The sequence below is a fragment of the Sphaerisporangium perillae genome, from assembly GCF_023276435.1.
GTDB classification, from domain to species: Bacteria; Actinomycetota; Actinomycetes; order Streptosporangiales; family Streptosporangiaceae; genus Sphaerisporangium; species Sphaerisporangium perillae.
In genome coordinates, this window is record NZ_JALLPO010000010.1 from 161,705 (window position 1) to 183,636 (window position 21,932).

16 protein-coding genes are annotated in these 21,932 nt (G+C 69.9%); 7 read left to right on the forward strand and 9 right to left on the reverse strand.

Features of this window, described 5'->3' with window-relative positions; all coding sequences use genetic code 11:
• Positions 1-25: 25 nt before the first annotated feature.
• Positions 26-1,516, reverse strand: a complete 1,491-nt coding sequence (mptB, locus tag MYF83_RS12270; protein ID WP_248960389.1) for a polyprenol phosphomannose-dependent alpha 1,6 mannosyltransferase MptB — start codon at positions 1,514-1,516, stop codon at positions 26-28.
• A gap of 646 nt (positions 1,517-2,162) precedes the next feature.
• Complete coding sequence (locus tag MYF83_RS12275; protein ID WP_248960438.1) at positions 2,163-3,941, reverse strand: phosphatidylglycerol lysyltransferase domain-containing protein; 1,779 nt, start codon at positions 3,939-3,941, stop codon at positions 2,163-2,165.
• 174 nt (positions 3,942-4,115) lie between these two features.
• Here MYF83_RS12275 and MYF83_RS12280 point away from each other — a divergent pair, with 174 nt between their 5' ends.
• The gene (locus MYF83_RS12280) at positions 4,116-5,300 is read left to right on the forward strand and encodes an alpha/beta hydrolase (RefSeq protein WP_248960390.1); all 1,185 of its coding nucleotides are present in this window, start codon (positions 4,116-4,118) and stop codon (positions 5,298-5,300) included.
• A gap of 10 nt (positions 5,301-5,310) precedes the next feature.
• Here MYF83_RS12280 and MYF83_RS12285 read toward each other — a convergent pair whose 3' ends face one another.
• Entirely contained in the window at positions 5,311-5,961 is a 651-nt protein-coding gene (locus MYF83_RS12285) for a PaaI family thioesterase (RefSeq protein ID WP_248960391.1), read from the reverse strand.
• Between the two features lie 285 nt (positions 5,962-6,246).
• Between MYF83_RS12285 and MYF83_RS12290 the strand changes: the two genes are divergently transcribed.
• Together MYF83_RS12290 and MYF83_RS12295 are read left to right on the forward strand one after the other, a co-directional pair.
• Entirely contained in the window at positions 6,247-7,032 is a 786-nt protein-coding gene (locus MYF83_RS12290) for a CHAP domain-containing protein (RefSeq protein WP_248960392.1), read from the forward strand.
• A gap of 81 nt (positions 7,033-7,113) precedes the next feature.
• Entirely contained in the window at positions 7,114-7,554 is a 441-nt protein-coding gene (locus tag MYF83_RS12295) for a hypothetical protein (RefSeq protein WP_248960393.1), read from the forward strand.
• Positions 7,555-7,620: 66 nt separating this feature from the next.
• Here the strand turns inward: MYF83_RS12295 and MYF83_RS12300 are convergent, their stop codons facing one another.
• Positions 7,621-8,157: an NUDIX hydrolase family protein gene (locus MYF83_RS12300; protein WP_248960394.1), complete on the reverse strand. Its 537-nt coding sequence runs from the start codon at positions 8,155-8,157 to the stop codon at positions 7,621-7,623.
• Between the two features lie 183 nt (positions 8,158-8,340).
• Complete coding sequence (locus MYF83_RS12305) at positions 8,341-10,557, reverse strand: MMPL family transporter (RefSeq protein WP_248960395.1); 2,217 nt, start codon at positions 10,555-10,557, stop codon at positions 8,341-8,343.
• Between the two features lie 189 nt (positions 10,558-10,746).
• Here MYF83_RS12305 and MYF83_RS12310 point away from each other — a divergent pair, with 189 nt between their 5' ends.
• The 4 genes from MYF83_RS12310 (at position 10,747) to MYF83_RS12325 (ending at position 15,897) form a co-directional block, all read left to right on the forward strand.
• Positions 10,747-11,301: a TetR/AcrR family transcriptional regulator gene (locus tag MYF83_RS12310; RefSeq protein ID WP_248960396.1), complete on the forward strand. Its 555-nt coding sequence runs from the start codon at positions 10,747-10,749 to the stop codon at positions 11,299-11,301.
• A 3-nt stretch (positions 11,302-11,304) separates the two neighbouring features.
• Complete coding sequence (locus MYF83_RS12315) at positions 11,305-14,028, forward strand: helix-turn-helix transcriptional regulator (protein WP_248960397.1); 2,724 nt, start codon at positions 11,305-11,307, stop codon at positions 14,026-14,028.
• A gap of 64 nt (positions 14,029-14,092) precedes the next feature.
• A complete protein-coding gene (locus MYF83_RS12320) occupies positions 14,093-14,245 on the forward strand; it encodes a hypothetical protein (protein ID WP_248960398.1) in 153 nt (50 codons plus the stop codon).
• Between the two features lie 341 nt (positions 14,246-14,586).
• The gene (locus MYF83_RS12325) at positions 14,587-15,897 is read left to right on the forward strand and encodes a glucose/sorbosone family PQQ-dependent dehydrogenase (RefSeq protein WP_248960399.1); all 1,311 of its coding nucleotides are present in this window, start codon (positions 14,587-14,589) and stop codon (positions 15,895-15,897) included.
• A gap of 52 nt (positions 15,898-15,949) precedes the next feature.
• On the opposite strand, the gene MYF83_RS12330 is transcribed toward MYF83_RS12325, so the two are convergent.
• From MYF83_RS12330 to MYF83_RS12345, 4 genes are all read right to left on the reverse strand, one after another.
• A complete protein-coding gene (locus MYF83_RS12330; protein ID WP_248960400.1) occupies positions 15,950-17,614 on the reverse strand; it encodes a hypothetical protein in 1,665 nt (554 codons plus the stop codon).
• 118 nt (positions 17,615-17,732) lie between these two features.
• Positions 17,733-20,432, reverse strand: coding sequence for a hypothetical protein (locus MYF83_RS12335; protein WP_248960401.1), 2,700 nt, complete (start codon positions 20,430-20,432; stop codon positions 17,733-17,735).
• Positions 20,433-20,607: 175 nt separating this feature from the next.
• On the reverse strand, positions 20,608-21,141 hold the full coding sequence (locus MYF83_RS12340) for an OmpA family protein (protein WP_248960402.1): 534 nt from the start codon (positions 21,139-21,141) through the stop codon (positions 20,608-20,610).
• A 94-nt stretch (positions 21,142-21,235) separates the two neighbouring features.
• A complete protein-coding gene (locus MYF83_RS12345) occupies positions 21,236-21,880 on the reverse strand; it encodes a hypothetical protein (protein ID WP_248960403.1) in 645 nt (214 codons plus the stop codon).
• Positions 21,881-21,932 lie beyond the last annotated feature (52 nt).

Here is a 21,932-nt window from a genome sequence, read left to right on the forward strand (position 1 = left end):
GGCCACCCCACGGACCGGCCGCGCCTCACCGGCCGGCCGGCTCACCGCCCGGTGCCCTCGCGCCGGGACGGAACGCGCCCGCGATCCCCAGCCCGATGACGCAGAGGATGACGAGGTCCGCGGCCAGCGGAGCGACCCACGGGCGGTAGGTCTCGGCCACCCACTGGGTGAACGGCGTGGGCCGCGCGATGACCGCGGCGCCGGGCAGGTAGATCAGGCTCGCCAGGACACCGCGGGCGATCAGCAGCCCGTCCAGGCGGCCGGCCGGCATCAGGGCGAGCAGCGGGAACAGCAGGGCGTCGTACCAGGGGTGCTGCATCGGCGAGGTGAGCAGCCAGCACAGGCACCAGGCCAGCGCGGGACGCACGGAGTCCAGACCGGGCGGGCCGGGCGGAAGCCCCCGGCACAGCAGCACGCCGATGAGGAACGCCGCGCCGAGGGCCAACTGCCCCTCCAGCGTGGACGCCTCCATGCCGAGCCCCATCGCGTCGGTGACCACGCGCCACGGGTCGGCCAGCGCGTGCGACCCGATCTTGCCCATCAGGTTGCCCAGCGCCTCCGGGCCCTGCGTGGCGTACGCGCCGACCAGGGCCGCGGCGACGCCCATGAGCATGGCCAGGAAGGTGCCCGCCGACCGCCGGGCCGCCCACGCCAGGCCCGCGCCGGCGAGGATGAACGGCGCCTTGACGGCGGCCGCCGCGCCGAGCAGCGCGCCCGCCACCAGACCCGCCAACACGCCGCCCCGGCGCAGGACGAGGATGGCGGCGACCAAGAAGACCGCTCCGAGGCCGTCGATGTGGGCGCCCAGGACCACGTGCCACAGCATCAGGGGGTTGAGGCTCCACAGCAGGTGGACGCGGATCCGCCGCTCGCGGTCACGGCCCGCCAGCCGGTCCAGCATGAGCGCCGACAGCAGGAACGCCAGGCCGGCGGCCAGCTTCAGCACGATGATGGTGCCGGCCATCGAGGCGCCGCCGAGCCGCGAGGCGGCCAGCTGCGCCCAGGTGGCGAGCGGCCCGTACACCGTCGGCGCGTGACGCCAGGCCAGCGGGGCGTACCGCCCGACGGGGTCGCCGATCTCGTGCAGCCACATAGGGGCCGTCACGTACGGGTCGCCGCCGAGAGCGGCGATGCGCCCGTACACGGCGTAGTTGAGCACGTCGGTCGACCCGGCGGGCGGCAACAGCGCGAGGACCGCCACGGTGATCACCGTGGCGGCGGGCAGCAGCCCGGGCCGGGGACGCCACCCGCGGCGCAGCGCCCACAGCGCGACGGCCAGGCCCAGCCCGCCCACGATCATGGCCGCCCAGCCGAGCTGGAGCACCAGCATGTCGGCGGGAGCCACCCGCAGTGACCACGGAGGGCCGTCCCCGCCGACGTCGGGCACCGCCGCGGACGGCCCGAGAAGGGCGATGACCGCCATGACCGCGACCGCGGCGCCGATCAGGCCGAGCCCCGCGCCCCCGGCGAGCCGCGTGCGTCGCGGAGGCCCGGCGGCACGCGCCCGCTCCGTCATCGTTGATCGCAGGACGGGTCCAACCGTCGTCGGCACCGGCAGGCCCTCCCGGGGTAGCTGTCACGATGGTCACGTCCGCGCGGCGGCCAGGCCGCGTACGGGCACCGTCTCCCCGCCCGCCCCATGATCGGCTCCTCCCGAGACTCAGCCCGATCGACGGCATCACGGTGAATGCAACGGTCAGCGACGGCTTGGTGCCCCATTCACGCGATGCTTACCTTAAGGATAGTTCGCCCCGCCTGATGACCGTACGGCCCCACGGTGCGCCACCGCTGCAGCGGGCGCCATAACCGGGCCGGACATACTTCTGATCACACCGAAAAAGCGTCATTTCGCATATCGAGCAGAACGACGATGGATCACCGGAAATAAGGGCCGGGCTTCCCTTTCTTGGCGGCCGTTCAGAAGCCGGTGATCATTCGCCTGAAACAGCGTCGATCATGACATCAGGGAAAATAGAATGCCATCTTCCGGCAAACTCGTGGCGGCGATTCACCGGGCATCTCCTGAAAGGGTGCCGTGGTACGAGAACGGCATGACCGGGAGGCCATCTCGGTATTCGCCGGGCATGGCCGGGAAGGCGGTCGCGGCACACGATGGATACGGCCGGCGCGGGAGCGACCGGCCATATCCAGGTTTTTCGTTTTTACGGGGAAACTGGCAACGGCCCCCCGGACGGGGTGGAGCCCGACGGGGTCGAATCGGAACTCCGGCGGCGCCTCCGGAAGGGCGACCGCGGCCTTCCGACGGTCAGGAACGCCTCGGCCTGCAGCGCCGAGATGCCGATGCGCGGCAGGTCGCGAGCCGTCGGGTACACAAGGAACCTCGGCTCCCAGAAGGGCCGGAACTTGGCGTTGAACTTGTAGAGCGACTCGATCTGGAACCAGCGGGACAGGAACACCAGGAAGCTCCGCCAGGCCCGCAGGACCGGCCCCGCGCCGAGCCGCTCGCCTCTGGCCAGGGCGGAGCGGAACATGGCGAAGTTCAGGGAGACCCTGGTCACCCCCAAGGCGGGAGCGGCCTGCAGCGCCTTGACGATGAGCAGCTCGTTGAGGCCGGGATCGGCGTCGCGGTCGCGGCGCATCAGGTCGAGCGAGATGCCGTGCCGGCCCCAGGGAACGAAGTGCAGGACCGCCCGGATGTCGCCGCCTGGCCGGCTTCGGCCCTCCTCGCCGGCCTTGTGCGCGGTGACGACCACGCACTCGTCGTCGGCGGGGTCGCCGAACCGGCCGAGGGCCATGGAGAAGCCGCGCTCGGTCTCGGTGCCGCGCCAGGAGTCGGCGGCGGCGCGGATCTGGTCCTTCTCCTCCTCGCTGAGGTCGGCCACCCGCCTGACCTGGCATTTGTAACCCGCCCGCTCGGTGCGGTTGACCATCTGGCGGACGTTGCGCATGGCGCGGCCCTCCAGAGTGAAGTCGGCGACCTCGACGACCGCCTCGTCCCCGATCTCGAGCGCGGACAGCCCTGCCTCGCGGGTCCAGATCTCGCCCCCGGTCTCGCTGCACCCGATGACGGCGGGCACCCAGGCGTGCCGCCTGACCTCCTCCATGAAGCGCCTGATCGCGCCGGGCCACGCCTCGGGGTCGCCGATGGGGTCGCCGCTGGCCAGCATCACCCCGGCGACGACGCGGTAGGCGATCACGGCCTTGCCCGACGGCGAGAACACCACGCTCTTGTCGCGCCGCAGCGCGAAGTAGCCCAGCGAGTCGGACTCGCCGTGCCGGGCCAGCAGCGCGCGGACCCGCCGTTCGTCGTCGGCGCTGAGGGCGGCGGCGGGCCTCTCGGGGCGCAGGGCGAGATAGAGCGTCGTGATCGCGGTGAGCGCGCCGAGCCCGGTCAGCGAGTAGTAGACCAGGTCGGCGGTACGGTCGAGGGAATACTGAACGGGGCCTTCCATGCCGAACAAGCCAAGCAGGACATGCTGGAGCCGCTCGCCGGCGGAGGGGTCTCCGACGATCGTCGCCGGATGCACGCTGACGATGACCCACCCGATCGCGAGGTCGAGGACGCCCAGCGCGAGGAAGTTCCACAGCGCGCGCCAGCGCGAGCGGGGGTCGGACAGGGCATGGAACTCGCCCCGGTTGATCACGAGCACGATGAACAGCACGAGGCTGATGGCGGCCGTAGCGGAGTGCCGCCAGCGCAGGGCCTCGACCAGGGCGCCGAGCGGCAGGAGCAGCACCACGGCGCGCCAGGCCCGCACCTTCCTGCGGCGCAGCGCGTGGGCGAGCATGACGAGCAGCACGCCCACCAGCAGCGAGGCCGCCGCCGCCAGGGTGGTGACCGTCCCGGGGAAGATGTCGGTGATGGCGCTGACCCGGCTTCTCCGGAAATGCGGCACCACGCCCCTGGTGATGTCCAGTATTCCGATGATAAGCGCGGCATATCCCGCTGCGGCCGGAATCCAGGACCGCGAGACCAGCATTCGCGAAAGGCGTGTCCATTGGTTCACGTCAGGACACACTAGAGGGTGAGGTCCGTGCTTCGAGTGTCTGAGAGGTGATACATCCTTACCTTGGCCTTATTTCGATTCGGTGGCTTTCACTGGGTACCACCTTAAAAGACGCGGGGAGCGAGACCAAGACAGGGGAGAGTTAGATTGGGCCTCACAGCAACAAAGCTGGAGCTTCTGATGTGCCTGCTCGCGGTCGCGGGCCTCGTCACGTCGGTCTGGTGGATATGGCCGCGTCTGAGCGCTCCGACCTGGCCGGCGATTCTCGGGCGCGCCGGGGTGCTCCTGGGAAACCAGGTCCTGACGTTTTTCGCGATCGCGCTCGCGGTGAACAATTACTTCGGCTTCTACGGGAGCTGGGGCGACCTCCTCGGCACCGACACCGGCGTCGCCGCCCCCATCGTCACCGACCAGGGCGACGCCGGGCAGGGCGTGCGGCCGGTCGGCGGGGTCGAGGTCATGGGCAGCTCGCGGGTGCCCATGATCCCCGAGAAGGGGCACTCGGGGGGCAAGATCCAGCAGGTCGTGATCTCGGGGGCGGCCTCGGGCCTGAGCGCTCCCGCGTATGTCTACCTGCCGCCGCAGTACTTCGAGAAGAAGTACTCCCACACGCGCTTCCCGGCGATCGTGGCGCTGACCGGCTACCCCGGCGACGCGCGCAACCTGATCACGAGAATGAACATGCCGACCGTCGCCGCCAAGGCGATCGACCAGCACGAGATGCCGCCCACGATCCTGGTGCTCATGCGCCCGACGATCGTGCCGCCTCGCGACACCGAGTGCATGGACGTGCCCAGAGGGCCGCAGGTCGAGACCTACTTCACCAAGGATCTGCGCGAGTCGATGGCGAGCGCCTTCCGGGTCGGGACCGACGCCGCCTCCTGGGGCATCCTCGGCGGGTCCACCGGAGGTTACTGCGCGCTGAAGATGAGCATGCGTCACCCGGAGGCGTTCTCGGCGGCGGTGTCCCTGTCGGGCTACTTCAAGGCGCCGATCGACGCCACCACGGGCGACCTGTTCGGCGGCAGCCAAAAGCTCCAGGACGAGAACGACCTGATGTGGCGTCTCGCCAACCTGCCGCACCCGCCGATCTCGGTGCTGGTGACCAGCAGCAAGAAGGGCGAGTCGAACTACCGGACGACGCTGGACTTCCTCGCGGCCGTGAAGGCCCCGATGCAGGCGTCCTCGCTGATCCTGCCGAGCGGCGGGCACAACTTCAACACCTGGAACCGCGAGCTCCCGCAGGCGCTCCCCTGGCTGGCCGACCAGCTGCACGAGCCGGCCGGCCCGCCCGCCGCCTCGCCCAGCGACCGGCCGTCACCCCGGTCCTGACCGGTCCGCCTCAGCCGGCGGCCCCCTCCTCGAGGGCGGCCGCCCACTGGACGGGCGTGATGAACAGGCCGGTGGCCTGCACCAGCACTGTGCCGTCCGGTGCCGCGATCACGCCGTCGGCCCAGGTCTTGCGTCCCTCGCTGCGGGAGACGGCCGCGGAGGCCACCAGCGGCTCGCCGAACGGCAAGGGCCGCCGGTACTTCAGGCTGAGCGTGCCCGTCATGGCCGCCTTGCCCGCCCAGGCGACGGCCTCTCCCAGCAGGTGGTCGAGGATCATCGCGCTCACGCCGCCGTGCACGAAGCCGGGCGGGCCTTCGTGGGCGGGGCGGAAGGCGAGCTCGGCCCGGACGCCGCCCTCGGCGCGCCGCTCGACGACGAGCGGGAGCGCGTGCGGGTTGCACGCGCCGACGACGGCGTTGCCGAGCTGGCGATAGCGGCTGTCGGGCCCGATGCCGGGGGGCAGCGGAGCCGTGCGCCGCGCGGCCTCCAGCCGCTCGGTCAGCGCCACAAGCTCGGCGGTCACCGCCGTCAGCTCCTGCTCGGGCACGTCGGTCAGCACCACCGCGTCAAGGAGATCGCGCGTCTGCTGGGCGAGCACGGCGAGCGCCGCGAGACGGGGGTCGCCGCCGGATTCCTGGGGCATAGCGAGCTCGGGCATCATGGCGACGATTCTAGACCGAACGGTCAAACAGCCTTTACCCTGACCGGTTTAGTCATATTTGAGTAAAGAAATCCCATTCAGGACTAGCTCCCCGCAGCCCGGCGCGCGTGTGAAAACCCCGACGGCCACGGGGTTCCCGGCATGCCGGACACCACCGCACGCCGGCGCAGGACCCGACTTGGCATGCTTTTGACCTGGGCTTTTCCTGACTAACGTCCTGCCTCACACGAACAACCTGGCGTGCCCCAGCGTCAGTCGCACGAAGCGGAAGGTCCCTCACTTCCTATGTCGCCTGATTTGCAGAAGCTCATCGACCTCCTCCACACCCAGCTCGGCTACAGCGAGCAGAGCGGCGGTTACACCAAGTTCGGAGACTGGTACGGCAAGAACGTCGAGTTCGACTCCGACTACTCGGCACAACCCTGGTGCGACATGTTCCTGTCGTGGGCGGCGCACCAGCTCGGTTACGAGAAGTGGTTCGGCCAGTTCGCGTACGCCCCCTTCCACGCCGAGTGGTTCGCCGACCGAGGGGCGTGGGGCACCACCCCCGAGCCCGGCGCCGTGGTCTTCTTCGACTGGGGCGGCTCGAACGTGATCGAGAACATCGACCACGTCGGCATCGTGACCTCCGTCGACGGGGACACGATCCACACGATCGAAGGCAACATCGACGGCCAGTACGCCCGGGAGAAGGTCAGGGACCAGACCTACGTGGTGGGCTACGGCTACCCCGAGAAGGTCAAGGCCCAGCTGGAGGCGCATTCTCAGGCGAGCAAGACCTCCACGGGCGCCGCCACGCCCGCGATGAAGCCGGCCGCGGCGGAGTTCGCGCTCCCCGCCGCCACGGTGGGCGTGCCGGCCGGCGGTCCCGTGCCGGGCCAGGCCGCACCCGGAGCCGGGGCCCTGGTGATCCCGGTGCTGATCGCCGTCATGGTGATGATCGCCTACTTCAAGGTCAAGCAGGCCTCCGCGCGCCTGGCGCTCGCCGCGCCCCGGACGCGGCGTACGCGGACAACGGGTGGTCGTACGGCTACTATCAGCGATGATCATCTGCGTCCTCCGAGGCCGTGACGAGCGCTGATCCCGCCTGGGCGCCTGGCGTTCCCCCGAGGTCACGGCCGTCGAGGACCGCTCTCTATCGAAGGGGAACGCATGTCCGTCAAGATGAGGACCATCGCTCTGTCCGTGGCCCTGGCGGCCGGTACGACGCTGGTGACGGGGTTGAGCGCGCACGCCGACCAGCGACCGGCGACCGGTCGCCCGGCGGTCGCATCGCACCCGCCCGTGCAGGGCAGCACCCGGATCGGCGCCGGTACCACCGTCCCCGGACAGGGTTGGGCCCCCTACGGGGACAACGGCCTGTACATCGACGTCGACACCAGCACGGGGCACTTCACCTCCACCCCGGTGTACACGGCCTCCGTCGGCGGCCTCAGCGGCCAGTGGACGCTGACGGGCACCAGCACCGTGTACGACCCCACGCCCACAGGGTTCCGCATCTACGTGCGGCAGCACGCCGGCGGCCCGCTGACCACCTTCACCGCGCAGAGCTCCAAGTGGTACGTCAACTGGATCGGCATCGAGAACCCGTAGGTTCCGCTCACACCGGGTCGTGGGGGCACGGGCCGCGCCCCCACGGCGACCTCGCCGCCGCGGTCGTCAGGGCAGGCGGCCGACGGACGCGAGGGCCTGCTTGAGCAGGACGCCTTGGCCGCCGGTCATCTCCTGCTGCACCATCGGGGAGGCCGCCTCCTCCGGCGTGAACCAGACGAGGTCCAGAGCGTCCTGGCGGGGACGGCAGTCGCCCGCGACGGGGACGATGTAGGCCAGGGACACGGCGTGCTGACGCGGGTCGTGGTACGGGGTGACGCCGGCCGCCGGGAAGTACTCGGCGATCGTGAACGGCTGCGGAGAGGCCGGGATGTTCGGGAGCGCCACGGGGCCGAGGTCCTTCTCCAGATGGCGCAGCAGCGCGTCGCGGACGCGTTCGTGGAGCAGCACCCGCCCGGAGACCAGGGCGCGGCTGACCGCCCCGTCCGAGCCGATGCGCAGCAGCAGGCCGACGCGGGTAACCACGCCGGTCTCGTCCACCCGCACCGGAACGGCGTCGACGTAGAGGATCGGCATCCGGCCCCGCACCGACTCCAGCTCATCCGGAGCGAGCCATCCAGGTGCGGTTTCGGTCTTTTCGGTCATTCGCTGATCGTACTTCTTCGCGTGCTCCCCACGCCGTAACGGTCCACCCGGCGGACAGATGTCCTGCCGCCGCCCCGTCGTGCCCGAGGTGTACATGATCAGGCACGGGTCGTCCAGGCCGACCGGCTCGTCGGCGTCATCCACTCGCGCCCGGGCCGGGCGCTGCGGGCCCTCGCCTCCCGCTCAGCTCTGACCGGTGGTGACCAGGCTCTTCACCTGGCCGGGGGGTACCGGCTCCTCTTCCTCGTCGTCGTCGGCGTGCCCGGCGATGGACAGGTCCGGCAGGATCCGGTCGAGCCAGGCCGGGCACCACCAGTTGAGCCTGCCCAGCAGCACCATCGTGGCCGGCACGAGCAGGCCGCGGATGATGGTCGCGTCCACGGCGATGGCCACCGCCAGCCCCACGCCGAACACCTTGACCAGCGGATCCGGATAGGCGATGAAGGCGACGAACACCACCACCATGATCAGCGCGGCCGAGGTGATGACCCGCCCGGTGGCGCCGAGCCCTTCGGCGACCGCGCGCCGGTTGTCGCCGGAGCGCAGGTACGCCTGGCGCACCGAGGTAAGCAGGAAGACCTCATAGTCCATGGACAGCCCGAACAGCACGGCGAACAGCATGAGCGGCACGTAGGAGTCGATCGGCACGCTGAAGAACAGCGTCGTCAGGTACGAGCCCTGCGCCGAGACGGGCGGATCCAGGCCGACCAGTCCGCTGCCGAGCCCGTAGGAGAAGACGATGGCCAGCGCGCCGAACGCGGCGCCGAGCGAGACGAGGTTCATCAGCGCCGCCTTGATCGCGACGATCGGCGCCCGGAAGGCGAGCAGCAGGAGCAGCGCGCTGAGCAGGACGACGACGCCGATGACGGCCGGGGTCCGCTCGGCGATGCGGTCGCTCGCGTCGGCCATGCCCGCGACCTCCCCGCCCACGTGCAGCCGCACGCCGGGCACCTCCAGGGCGCGCACCGCGCGCACGACGTCGCCTGCGCGCGGGTCGCTCGGGGCGTACTCGGGCACGACCTGGAGCAGGACGGACCTGCCGGAGGTGTTGACCTTCGCGGGCGTCACGTGCGCGACCCCCGGCACGTCCGCCAGGCGGTCCTGGACGCGCTCGACCACGGGGGCGGGCGGGTCTCCGGCGGCGACCTTGGCGTCCAGTTCGCCGACCACGATCAGCGGCCCGTTGCTGCCCGGCCCGAACCCGGTCTGCATCAGCTCGTACGCCCGCCGGGCGTCCTGCCCGCGATCGGCGTACCCGTCGTCGGTGGGGCCGAGTTTGAGGCCGAGGGCCGGTGCGGCGAGGGCGCCCAGCACGGCGACGGCCACCGCGAGCACCCGCCACGGCCGCCGGGCGACCCAGGTGCCGAGCCCGGCCCAGCCGCTCGCCGCCGAGTGGGCCGCCGGACGGGCCGCCCGGCGCCGGGGGCCGACGAACGGGATCCGCAGCGCGTTGATCCGGTGGCCGAGGATGCCGAGCAGCGCGGGCACCAGCGTGAGCGAGGTGAGCACCGCGCAGACGACAGAGATGCCGGTGACCCAGCCGAGCGTGCGCAGCAGCGGGAACCCGCCGAGCATCAGCGCGCTGAGCGCGATGACGACCGTGCCCCCGGCGAACAGGACGGCCCCGCCGGCGCCCGCGGCCGTACGGCGGACCGACTCCTGGACGGGCACCCCTTCGGCCAGGAGCTTGCGGTACCGCGACAGCAGGAACAGGGCGTAGTCGATGCCCACGCCGAGACCGATCATGGAGGCCATCACCGACGCCTGCTTGGGCACGTCGACCAGGTGGCCGAGCAGCCCGATCACGCCGAGCCCGACGCCCAGGCTGATGATCGCGGTGAACACGGGCACCAGCGCGGCGACCAGCGTGCCGAACGCCAGGAGCAGCACCAGCAGGGCGCAGAGCACGCCGATGATCTCGCTGCTCCCCGTCTTGATCTCCTTGTCCGCGGGGGTCCCGTTGTCGGCGGCGACGGCCTCGAGGCCGATCTGCCGCACGGGCTCGGCCGCCGCGGAGAGCCGCGCGGAGGTCTCCGCGAGCTTGGCGGGGTCCTGGCCGGAGAGCCGGACGGTGATGACGCCGATCATGAGGCTGCGGGAGATGCCGCCCACGCGGTAGGGCGTGTCCACCTGCACGACGTGCGGGACCTCGCGGATCTCCACCATGGCCCGCTCGACCGCGCGCTTGCGCTCTGCGGTGATCAGCGGCCCGTCCTTGGAGTACAGGATGATCTGGAAGGTGCCGCCGGGGTCGTACCCGGGGCCGAAGCCGTCGCGCATGAGGTCGTGCGCGCGCTGGGCGTCGGTGCCGGGGATGGACACGTTGTTGCTGACCGGGCGCCCGAACACCAGCGTCCCCGCGGTCAGCGCTCCGGCGAGGATCATCCACACCGCGAGCACGACGCGGCCGTGTCTCGCGCACCAACCACCCAATCGACCGAGCAAGCTAGCCATTGGAGACCGTCCCAGACACTATTGAAGAATTGGAAACCTACCCAAAACACCGTTCTGTACGACCGTTCAGGACGTACGTTCAACAGCTTAGGCGCGCATACCGTGAAAGGCCGGACCGCGCTGAGAAATGAGACGATGACCACAATCGACGGTGACAGCGACACCCGCAGCCGCATCCTCGCCGCCGCACGCCAGCTCTTCGCCGAGCGGGGCTACGCCGCCACGTCCCTGGCCGACATCGCCGCCCGGGTCGGCCTGACCAAGACGGCCGTGGCCTACCACTTCCACCCGAAGAACCGCCTGGCCGCGGAGCTCATCGCGCCGGCGGCGGACGACGTCCTCGCGCTGCTCGGCGGAGAATACGGCGGCGACCCGCGCCGGTTCATCGAACCGCTGACCGACTTCCTGGTGCGCCACCGCGCCGTCATCAGGCTCCTCATGGAGGACATCGGCACAGCCGACGAGGCCCCGCCCGGTTCCCGCGGCGAGACCATCCGGGCCTTCCGCGACGAGATGCACTCAAGGCTCGCCGGACCGGCTCCCGACGACGCCGCCCGGCTCAGGGCCTGGGCGGTCATGGGGGCGCTGCAGGTCGCCGTGGTGAGGACCATGGACCTCCCGCCGGAGACCGTGCGGGAACTGCTGCTCACCGCCGCCCTCGCCGTCCACGACGCGAGCCGGGGACGGTGACGGATGGGTAACCCGCCCGAAGACGCGCACCACTTACCCTCCCATGTCACCCCCACCGACCAGGCCGGCCAGACCGGCGTCCCACGCCGCCCGGCGGCCACCGCGTCGCCTCCCGCGGACCGGCCGGCGATCCTTCGCCGGTTCGAGTCCGCCCTGCTCGACCCGCCCCTGACCCTGCTGATCCACGGCGAGGCCGGCATCGGCAAGACCCACCTGCTGGCCGAGACCGAGACGCTGGCCAGGTCCATGGGCTACCGGGTGCTCCACGGCCAGGCGCGCGACTTCGGCAGCGGCCTCGCCTACGCCTCGCTCGCCGACGCGCTCGGCTCACTCCACACCGAGCGGGCGGCCCGCGAACCCCTCAAGGAACTGCTGGACGCCATCGACCAGGCCGCGCTCGGCATCATGGGGGCGGCCCCGGCCGTGCGCACCGCCAACCTGCTGGAAGCGCTGCCCGGCCGCACCTTCCTGGCCATCGACGACCTGCACCTGGCCGACGCCGACACCCTCGGCGCGCTGTCCTACCTCCCTCGCCGCGTGCGGAACCTGGTCGTCGCCGGCACCGCGAGACGGCTTCCCCCGATGGACGCCGACCTGGTGGTCCGGCTCAGCCCCCTGTCGCCGGCGGAGGTGGGCGACCTGGTGACCGGCCTGCTCGGCCGCACCCCGAGCCCGTCGGTCGTACAGCGGGTCCACGAGGAGAGCCGGGGCAACCCGTGGTTCGTCCGCGAGGCCGTGCTGACCCTCGTCCAGGGCGGCGCCGTGCAGTCGGCGTCCCCCGTCCCGCGCAGAGGCGCCATCCTCAGCCGGCTGTTCCAGCGCGACCAGGGCGGCCGCGATCTCGCCAGGGTGCTCGCCGCGCTGCGCCGCACCCGGCCCGCCGCCATGGCCGACCTGCCCGCGCTGGCCGAGGTCGCCGGCCTCGACGGGGAGGTGGCCGAACGCGCCTTCGACGGGCTGGTCAGGGATGGTCTGGTCGAGCCCACCGGCGACGGCGCGTACGAGTTCGCCCACCCGCTGGTCGCCGAGGCGCTGTACGCCGACCTCGGGCCGGCCGAGCGGCGCCGGGTCCACACCCGCATCGCCGAGTTGCTCCACCGCCAGGGCCTTGACGGGACCCGCCGGGTATTGGAGTGGGCCACCCACCTCGCCGAGGGCGGCACGAGCACCGAGGCGCTGGCCGCCATGCTCCGCGCCGCCGAGCTGACCCGCTGGACGGCGCCGCTCTCGGCCGGCCACTGGTACGGCAGGGCGGCCGAACTGGCCCCCGCCGAGGACCGCGGCGTGCTGCTCTCCCGGCAGGCGCTGTCGTACTGGAAGGGCTCGCGGCCGGCGGACGCGCTACGCGCCGGGCAGGCCGCCCTCGCCGTGCTGCCGCCCGGACGCCGGCACACCCGCACCGCCCAGACGATGGTCAACGCCGCGCACGCCATGGGGCGGTACGAGGCGGCGGTGTCCATCGCCGCCGGGCAACTCCCCTCCGCCGACGACCCGACCGCCCTGCTGGCCCAGCAGGCCGTGGTGAGCACCCAACTCGGCATCGACTCGGCCGGCCTGGCGAACGCGGCATGGGACGCCCTGCCGGGATGCCCGCCGGAGGACCTGGTGATCGCCCTCAGCGCCCTGGCCGGGGACGCGATCATCAAGGCGCGGTGGGAGGAGACTGAGCGGGCGCTGGACACCCTCCTTTCGGCCTCGGCCGCGCTGCCGCCCGCCGGCCGGCTGGCCGCGCTGGAGTCCTGCGCGCACATCCTGGCCAGCGCGGGCGCGCGCACCCGGGCCCTGGACCTGCTCTCCCAGGCCGAGCAGATCTACCGCGGCCTCGGCTGGCACAACATCGCCGGGCAGCACGTCCGGACCATGGCCGTGGTGCGCCGCCTCGGCGGCGAATGGGAGCACGCCCTGCGCGACATCCGCTCCGACGCCGTCGCCCTCACCGACGCCGGCCTGTGGGAGAACGTGGCACTGCTGCGCAATATCGAGCTGGACATCCTGCTCGACCAGGGACGCTTCGACGAAGCCGAACGGCTGCTCGCCGACCCGCCGCCCAACTGCGTGCTCCAGCAGTCGCTGCGCGCCATGTTCGCGGCCCGCCGCGCGCTCGGTCTCGGCGACCGCGCGACGACCATGCGGCTCCTGGACGAAGCCCTCGCCATCGGCCCACCGGACGTCGTCCACCGCGTGCTGACCGTCCGCGTGACCATGCACAGCATCGCCCGGGAGTGGGAGGCCGCGCGCGCCGCCGCCACCGAACTGGCCGAGGTGGCCCGCACCGGCACCCCGCGCGCCCGCATGAGCAGCGAGCTGGCGGCGGCCACCGTCTACGCGGACGCCGCGAGGGCCGAGGCGGCACTGGAGACCGCCAGGGCGGACGGCCTGAAGTTCGAGGAGGGCAAGGCCCGCCTCATCCTCGGCGCGCTCGGGGACGGCACCCAGATGGTCCGGGCTCATGCGATCTTCACCGATCTCGGCGCCGAGCCGTGGCGCGTGCGGGCGGCGGCCTTCCTGAAGGACGCCGGCCTCGCCCCGGCGCCCGCCGCCGGCCTCACCCCCGTCGAACGGCGCGTCGTCGAACTGGTCGCCGGCGGCCTGTCCAACCCCCAGATCGCCGACGAACTCCACTACAGCCGCAAGACGGTGGAGGTCTACCTGTCCCGCGTCTACGCCAAAACCGGCCTGCGCTCCCGCGTCGAACTGGCCCTCGCCCACGAACGCGGCGAAGTCTGACGGCCACGGCCCGGCGTGCGCGAGGCATCACCGTCTAATACAGCTGGACCCAGATGATGACGCAGTGCGGTTCGGGTGCCTCCGCGACGACGACATACTCGGCGACGCCCAAGGCGCCATCACGGTCGCCGCCGCGGTGATGTTCTTGCTGAGACTCGCGACGCGGAACAGCGAGGTCGGCTGCACGGTCGGGACGGCCGTGTCGCTGCTGGCTTAAGCCGTCCTCCCCGGCAGGACTCCGCCTGGGCTTTCGCCTAGCCATGCGGCCCATGGCCGAGACAGTGGCCGTTTGGTGGAGGGATGAGGAGAGGCCGGCCGTGGCGCTGTCGGGCCTTTACAACCTGTCGCTTGTCTGCAAACTTACTTCTGCGCTTAAATTTCGAGCAGCAACCATGCAAATTCTTGCAGCAGGAGTAACGTATGCCTCTCGGAGTCCGCAGATACGGTGCCCGGCGCCTAGTTGTCACATCGGCTGCGGTGCTATTTGCTCTGACCGCTTGTACCGGTGGTCCGCCCTCGGCCCCCCGGGCATCGACGCCGCCGCCGCCGCGTTTGTCGATGCGGGTACTGGCCACAGGGCTGGCCAACCCATGGGAGGTCACCTGGGGCCCGGACGGCATGCTGTGGATCACCGAGAAGGAGGCCGGACGGGTTACTCGGATGTCGCCCAGCGACGGGACGTCGTCTACCGCATTGGAGCTTCCAGATCTATACGCCGACACCGGCGCCCAGGACGGGCTGCTCGGCATGGCGCTGCACCCGGGCCTACTCAAGCAGGACACGGATCAGTATGTGTACCTGGCCTACACGTACAATGCCGCCGACTCGGCCGCGCCGGTTGACAGGCGGATGAAGATCGTGAGGTACGAGTACGACCGCGGCATACAGAAGCTGGTCCGTCCCAACGATCTCCTTACCGGTCTGCCGGCCGGGATCGACCACGACTCCGGGCGACTCGCGTACAGCCCGGACAACAAGCTCTACTTTTCCATCGGCGACATGGGGCACAACCAGTTCGACAGCACATGCCGCAAAATCCAGTCGCAGACCCTGCCGACGGCCGCCCAGGTGCAGGCCCGCGACTGGTCGGCGTATCAGGGCAAGGTGCTGCGGCTGAACCTGGACGGGTCGATCCCCACCGACAATCCAGTGCTGGCCGGCGTGCGTAGCCATGTCTACTCGTACGGGCACCGCAACGCTCAGGGCCTCGTCTTCGGCTCGGATGGAACGTTGTACTCCTCCGAGCAGGGACCAAAAACCGACGATGAGCTCAACGTGATCGTGGCCGGAGGCAATTACGGGTGGCCCCGAGTGGCGGGGTACAAGGATGACCGGTCCTATGCGTACGGTAACTGGTCTGCCTCGCAGCCCCTACCCTGCAGCGCGCTTACCTACAGCGACTTCTCCATCCCGGAGTCCGTCCCGCTGCAGCGTGAGTCCACATTCGATGACCCGGCCTTCGTCCCTCCACGGCGGACGTTCTCGACGGTGCCGGAAGGCTACGACTTCCGCCCGCCCGCCTGCTCCGACACCTACTTCGTCTGCTGGCCGACCGTAGCTCCGTCCAGTTTGGACTATTACCCGGCTACGGGAACCATCCCAGGCTGGGGGCCGAGCCTGCTGATGCCGTCCCTGAAGAACGGGACGGTCTACCGGCTACCGCTGAACCCCGACGGGGTCACCATCGGCGAACCGCTGGAGCTGTGGCGCACCGTCAACCGTTACAGGGACATCGCCATCGCCCCGGATAGCCGGACGTTCTACGTGGCCACGGACCCAGGCGGGCTCGCGCGCGACGCCAACGGGTTGCCGACGGACGTGCTAGCGAACCCGGCCGCCATCCTCGAGTTCCGCTACACCAGCAGCTGAGGCATTGGCGTCGCGGATCGTCCGGCCGGTGCCGGCGCACCATTGGAGCTCTCTAGCGCGCGGGCCGGGCGGCGGCGTAGCCGACCCCGAACTCATACACCTTGTTGTGCGACCGTTCGGCATCGTCCGAGGGCGGGCCGAATTCCGGCCGGATGCCCTTTGGATTCTGCGCGGGATCGGCGCGCAGATACGTATAGGCCATGTGCAGCCAGCGCACCCGCCCATCGGCCGCTTCCTCGATCCTCCCCGCCTTCCCCGAACGCGCGGCCGGCCGCGAAACCAATTCCGGCGCGACGAGTCCGCCGAGCCCCGACGGCGTGTACACCATCACCATCCGCCTGCCTCCCCGCCGCAGCCAAGCCGCCCACGTCTGCGCCGCCGGCCCGCCCGGGCTGGGAATTCCGATACCACCCGGGGTGGCGACCCCGTCGATCACCCAGAGGTTCGTCCAGCTCTGGTCGCAGTACACGTTCCGCCCGCCCCACAAGGCTTCCGGGAAATCGGCCGGGAACTTCGGGCGCGCCAGGTTGCGGGCCAAGCTCAGCACCGGGACCACCCCCGCGCTATGGCACAACACCGTCGTCAGCGTCTGCTTCGGTATTCCGATCGGCCCACCGGCCGGCCGCACCCCGCCGATTCTCACCTCCGACCCCTGGAACCGCAGGTGGAGCCCCCCTGCCGACATCGGGAGCGTCAGTCTGCGCGCATACAGGAACCGCAGCACTTCGGCGACCATGCGGCCCATGCCATCTGGATGCTCGAAGGGCGCGCGCAATGGTCCCGCTCCGGCGATGAGCGCGGGTGAGGGCGTGATGACGATCGGCCCGTTCGGGCCGTCGAACAAGTCCGGCCGCGCCGCATAGAGCTGATAGATGATCTTGTACTGCCCCAGGCACCGGTTCGCCGGCAATTCGGCGTAGGCCTGCCGGCTGGACCGCAGCTCGACGGTTTTCGTCTTCTTGTCGACCACCGCGTTTTGCGCGGCCACACAACCATATGGGTAGGCACCGGTGAACGGACGTTTGTCCGGCGGGTAGAACGGGGTGCGCGTGTTCGGCGTCACTTGCACGACCACCGGCGGCGCCATGCCCGCGAAGCTGTGCGGCGCCCACACCCCGAGCAGATGCCGCATCGCGTCCGGCCGTCCCGACGTGTCGCCATACTCGAGTAGCAGCCAGTTCCCGCGCCCGGCGAGCTTCACGGGCCGCTCACTCCATCGGAACCGGTCCCAGCCCGGCGAATCCGGGTCTCCCGTCGCGACCGGCGCCAGGACGCGCATGCGCTCTTCCGGGTCGAGGTTGATCGTGCGATAACCCTGCTGATTCGCCAGCACCGCTCCCGGAAGGAACGTCGTAGGGACCCGCATGTCGTCGGGCAGCATCACGATCGGGGCGAAGCGGATGCGGCCGAGGACGACGGCCAGCGTCGCGATCTGCCCGGTCTCGGCGAGAGCACACGCGGGATTCGTCGTCTCCCAATGGTGGCCGTCCGACCTGAAGGTCATGATCACGCGCTCGTCGTAGTAGTCGGGCGCCCGCACGGCGACCTCGATCTGAATGAATCCGGCCCGCAGTGGCACCGTCGCCGGAACCGCCAGCCCTTTGTGTTCCTCGCGCCATTCGACGCCCCGGCGCACCACGACATCGGCCGTGGCGCCGCTGATCGGCGCGCCGACGGCATTCTGGACGAGAATCTTGAGACTCGTGGGATCGGCCACAATGACCCGCCTCACCCATCACAAGATTCGGGACGTGGCCGCCTTCGACGGCCGGTCATGCTCTGCCGATGCTGGACGAGCGCGGCGTCAGGTCGCGGTACCTGCCTGTCGCTCGCCATTACGGCTGCTGGCCGGTCTTCGGGTCGTACTCCACCTCGACGGCCACGACCTGGTCGGTCGGAAGGACTTCGCGCCACTGATCGAAGACCTCATACGGCCCCGCCGGCCGGAAGCCTCCTTCGAGCGGGTCGAAGCCCTTCTCGAATACCTTCTCCACGGCGAGGGTGTTCTTGAAGTCGGCGCTCGCGGCCTTCAGCTCGGCGGCGAGGAGCTCGAGCACCTGACCGACCGTCTTCCCCTGGTACTCGGGTGGATCGCCGGCTTGGAAGGGATAGGGCAGGCCGAGTCCCGCCTCGCCCTCCACGTTCGCCTGTTTGAGCCATTCGAGCGCCTCCAGCTCGTGACCGGGCCGGATGGGCAGGACGGCTTTCACCCACGCCGCATTCAGGAACTGATTACGCCGCTCGTCGCCGTCTATCTGGATGAGCCAGCCCAGCGAGCTGCCCAGCGGAGCGGGCAACCCATCTTCGGCGATCGGATAATTGATGCGCCACTCGTCTCTGAGCACCAGATTCTGTGACGTCACGTCGAGCACCAGAGCGTTGTTCTTGGACGTATGCGAATAGCTGCTCGTGACGATCGTGCCCGCGAGGTGGTCCGCCGCTATGTCCGCGGCGGAGGCCGGCTTCGGAGCGGGGTAACGGCCTTTGGAGGTCTCGCCGAGCGGAGGGAGATTTCCAGGTCGCCAATATTCGGGTGCGACGAAGTACAACATCTCGTCGACGTCGAAGATCTGCCGGAGCAGCTCGGCGCCCAAGTGGGCGTCGTCGAACAGTTTGAGCTTGCGGATCAGGTATCCGTAGACGGTGTGGCGTTCCTCGCGCCGCAGGTCTTCGGAGCGCCTTTGCGGTATGCCGCGGACGAGCTTCGCGCGATCGCGCACCGCTTTCGCGTAAGCCGTGCGCTGCAGTTCGGCCACCTCCGCGTCGTAGAGCTTCTTCTCGGCCGCATAGCGCTCGTGGGCATCGTTGGTGGCCGGCGGATCCCACGTGAGGTCGAAATTCAGAGCGATCGGGCTGAGATCGCCGGTATTGACGAAGATCGGGAAGACCGCGAAGCCCGTCTTCTCCGGGTTGACACGGATCAAATGCGGGACGAAACCTCGCCCCGGCGCGGCGGAGAGGAACCGGACGTCCTGCAGTTTGTATCCCTGCTCAGGAGGCGATGGCGTGTAGTCCATCCGGGCCACGATGTGTTTCGAATTGTCGTGGCTGGTGATCCCGTCGGCGTCCGGAGGGCTGTGGTGGACGAACTCCATATTGACTTCGGGTGGATCCTGCGTGCCCGGCTTCTTCCGAATGGGGAACGCACCGGTGAACTGGGCGTTCTTGACCACGAGCGGCGGCGGCGCGTCCGGCTTTCTGATCGAGGTGAGGTCCGGCGCAGGGACTACGTGGATCAGTTCCCCGAGCCCGAGCTCCTTCCCAGGATCATTCATGAAGGCCTGCCACGAAAGATTGGTCCCGATGTGCTGGACCTGAACGCCGACCTTACGCATCTTGCGCCGCAACTCGTAGTTGACCAGCTTGGTCGTCGTGTTCTGCACCACGTAGCGCCGGCTGGTCGTGTCCGTCGACTCGGTCACCGTCTTGAACGTGGTCTTGAAGTTCCGGCGGATCTCACTCGTGACCTTGGCGCTCTGGTTGCGACTGTGCTTGTGGGTTTCCTCCGAGCTTCGTTTGACCGAGCTTCCCGCACTGAAGCTCACGCTCGCGTCGGCGTGGTAGATGCCGGCGAAGTTCGCACCACCGGATGCGCTGGCCCCCAGTTTGGTGTCGTTGGCGTTGTCCTCTTTGACGGCGTCGGCGAGATCCTCTTGAGTGGTGAGAGACTCCTCCGTTCTCAACGTCGATTCATCGAACAGCTCGGTCGTCTTTTCGACGACCGTCTTCCGGGTGCTGGACTCGACGACTTCGACCGTCCCGCCGGGGCTGATCCACAAGTGACCGACCGGCGTGCCGAGAAATGTGTCGAACTCGAAGAAGTACTGCCGGAACAGATTGACGAGGCCGACCGGCGACAGCACCCCCTGCGCCTCGTCCGCCACCAGGTCACGCACCCGCGTCAACGCATTGTTGGTCAGGTCGCGTGCGGCGGCGCCGGAGAATACCTCGCCATCGGACAGTTCGTCATCGATGCCGATCGCCGAACCCATCCGCAGGGTGTTGGCACGACCGAACCATCCGGCGAGGGGCTTGTACACGCCGAAGAGCTCGCTCGCGTAGGGCAACGAGCCGGTGAAGTCCGTCAACGGACGGCCGTTGAACACAGCGGGGGCCGTCATCGGTGCCGGCAGCAGTTGCACCGTGTGCGCCGTCCCACCCGGACCGGTGATGAAGGGCACCGAGGCCAGGTCCTGACCCGGAGAGCTCTTGGCGAGGAGTACCTCGTAGCTCGTCTCATAGGCCGGCGCGACGAACGAGATGACCTGGGAACCCGTCGTTGAGATCTGGCGACCGGCGTACTGGCGGCTCAGGCCGGCATCCCGTTGAAGGAAGCCGCCTTGCAGTTGGGGCACCCCGGGGAACAGCGCCGGACTGCGCACGTCCACACCGCTGGGCAGTCCGATCGCGACCCGCTGCCCCGCCGGCAACTCACCGGGACTGGTCGGCTCGACCCGGTAGGACCAGATGCTGAGCCCCACCTCCGCGCCTGGAGTGGTTATGGCCGTCTTACCCAAGAAGGTAACTGTCAGCATGGAATCTCCCGGGGGGTGCGCACATGGCGTGATCCGACTGTAACTCAGCGCAATGTGCGCCCGCCAGCGCCCGACGAGACCGGATGATGACTCTACGTTGAAGCCCGTTCGTGATCGCAGGCTTCCCCTCCATCGGCCCTCGTCGTGGGCGTCTCTGGAGGAGGCGCGGGTGTCATCACTGCTTGGCGGTGAAGACGATCTCCACTCGGCGGTTTCTCGCCTGGTTCTGCTTTACCGGGCGTCCCTCGATGATGTTGGGGACCTTGGGGCGGCTTTCTCCGAAGCCTCTGACCTGGAGGTTCACGCCCGGTAGCCGGGTCTGGAGGTCCTGGCGCACGGCCTGCGCGCGCCTGAGGGAGAGCGCGCGGTTGTAGGCGTCGCTTCCCTGGTCGTCGGTGTGCCCGTCAACCCTGACCACCCCGCCCGCCGACTCCGACCGGATCCTCTCGGCCAGCCGCCGCAGCCGCTGCCGGGCCTGCGACGTCAGCACGGCCTTGTCCAGGGCGAACAGCACGTCGCCCGCGAGCGCCACCGTGACCTGCTCGCCCTGCTTGGACTCGCTCTCGGCGCCGTCGAGGGACTCCACCTCGGCGACGACGTTCTCGACGGGCGCGATGATGTCCTCCACGGCGGCCGTGACGTCCCCCGGGTCCGCCCACGCGACCGCCGGAGGACCGGCCGCGACCAGGGCGAGTGCGAGCACTAGCACCGTCAGGCGCTCACGAGATCGGGACGTCCGCTCAGGAGATCCGGCCGTCCGCTCCCCGGATCCGGCCGTCCGCTCCCGAGATCCGGACGTCCGCTCAGGAGATCGGGACATCGGTGAACACACCCAGCACCTTGAGGTCTACGTTGATCTTCGTGACGTCCGGCGGCGGCGCGGCGAACGTCGCGTGCAGCGGCAGCACCTCGTCCGGCTCGGTGAACACGTCATAGTCGGAGCACAGGCACTTGGCGTGGGGGTACTGCCCTGTGCGCGCGACGGTGTACCGCTTGCCGTTGACCGGGTCGACGAGGCTGATCCCTGCCACGGTCAGGCCGAGGCCGCCGGGCGTGTCGCCCATGTCGCTGCTCATCTGCCATTTCTCGAGGCCCTTGTTGGTGACCGTCCAGGTCAGGGTGGACAGCCGGCCCTGCCGCTTGAGGCCGGTGATCTGCACGGTCAGGTCGGCGCCGCCCGCTTTGACCTCCCTGGTGGCGATGACCTCGCCCTGCTCGGCGGGCGCGCTCTGCTGCTCCGCGGGTGCGATCTCCTGCTCGGCGGGCCCGGTGGAGCCGGTGGCGCCGTCGGGCTTGGTGGGCCCCGACGGGTCGGTGGCCTGCTCCGCCTGTGCGGCCGGCTGCTTCTCCTCGCCGCCGCCACCCTGCTGCCCTGGAAGCATCCCGCAGCCGGTCAGCACGGCCGCCAGCACGGCCACCGCGACCGCCGGTGTGATCCCTCTTCGCATTCCGTCCTGCCTCCGCCTGTCGTGGATCGAATCGAGCCCCGACCGTAGACGG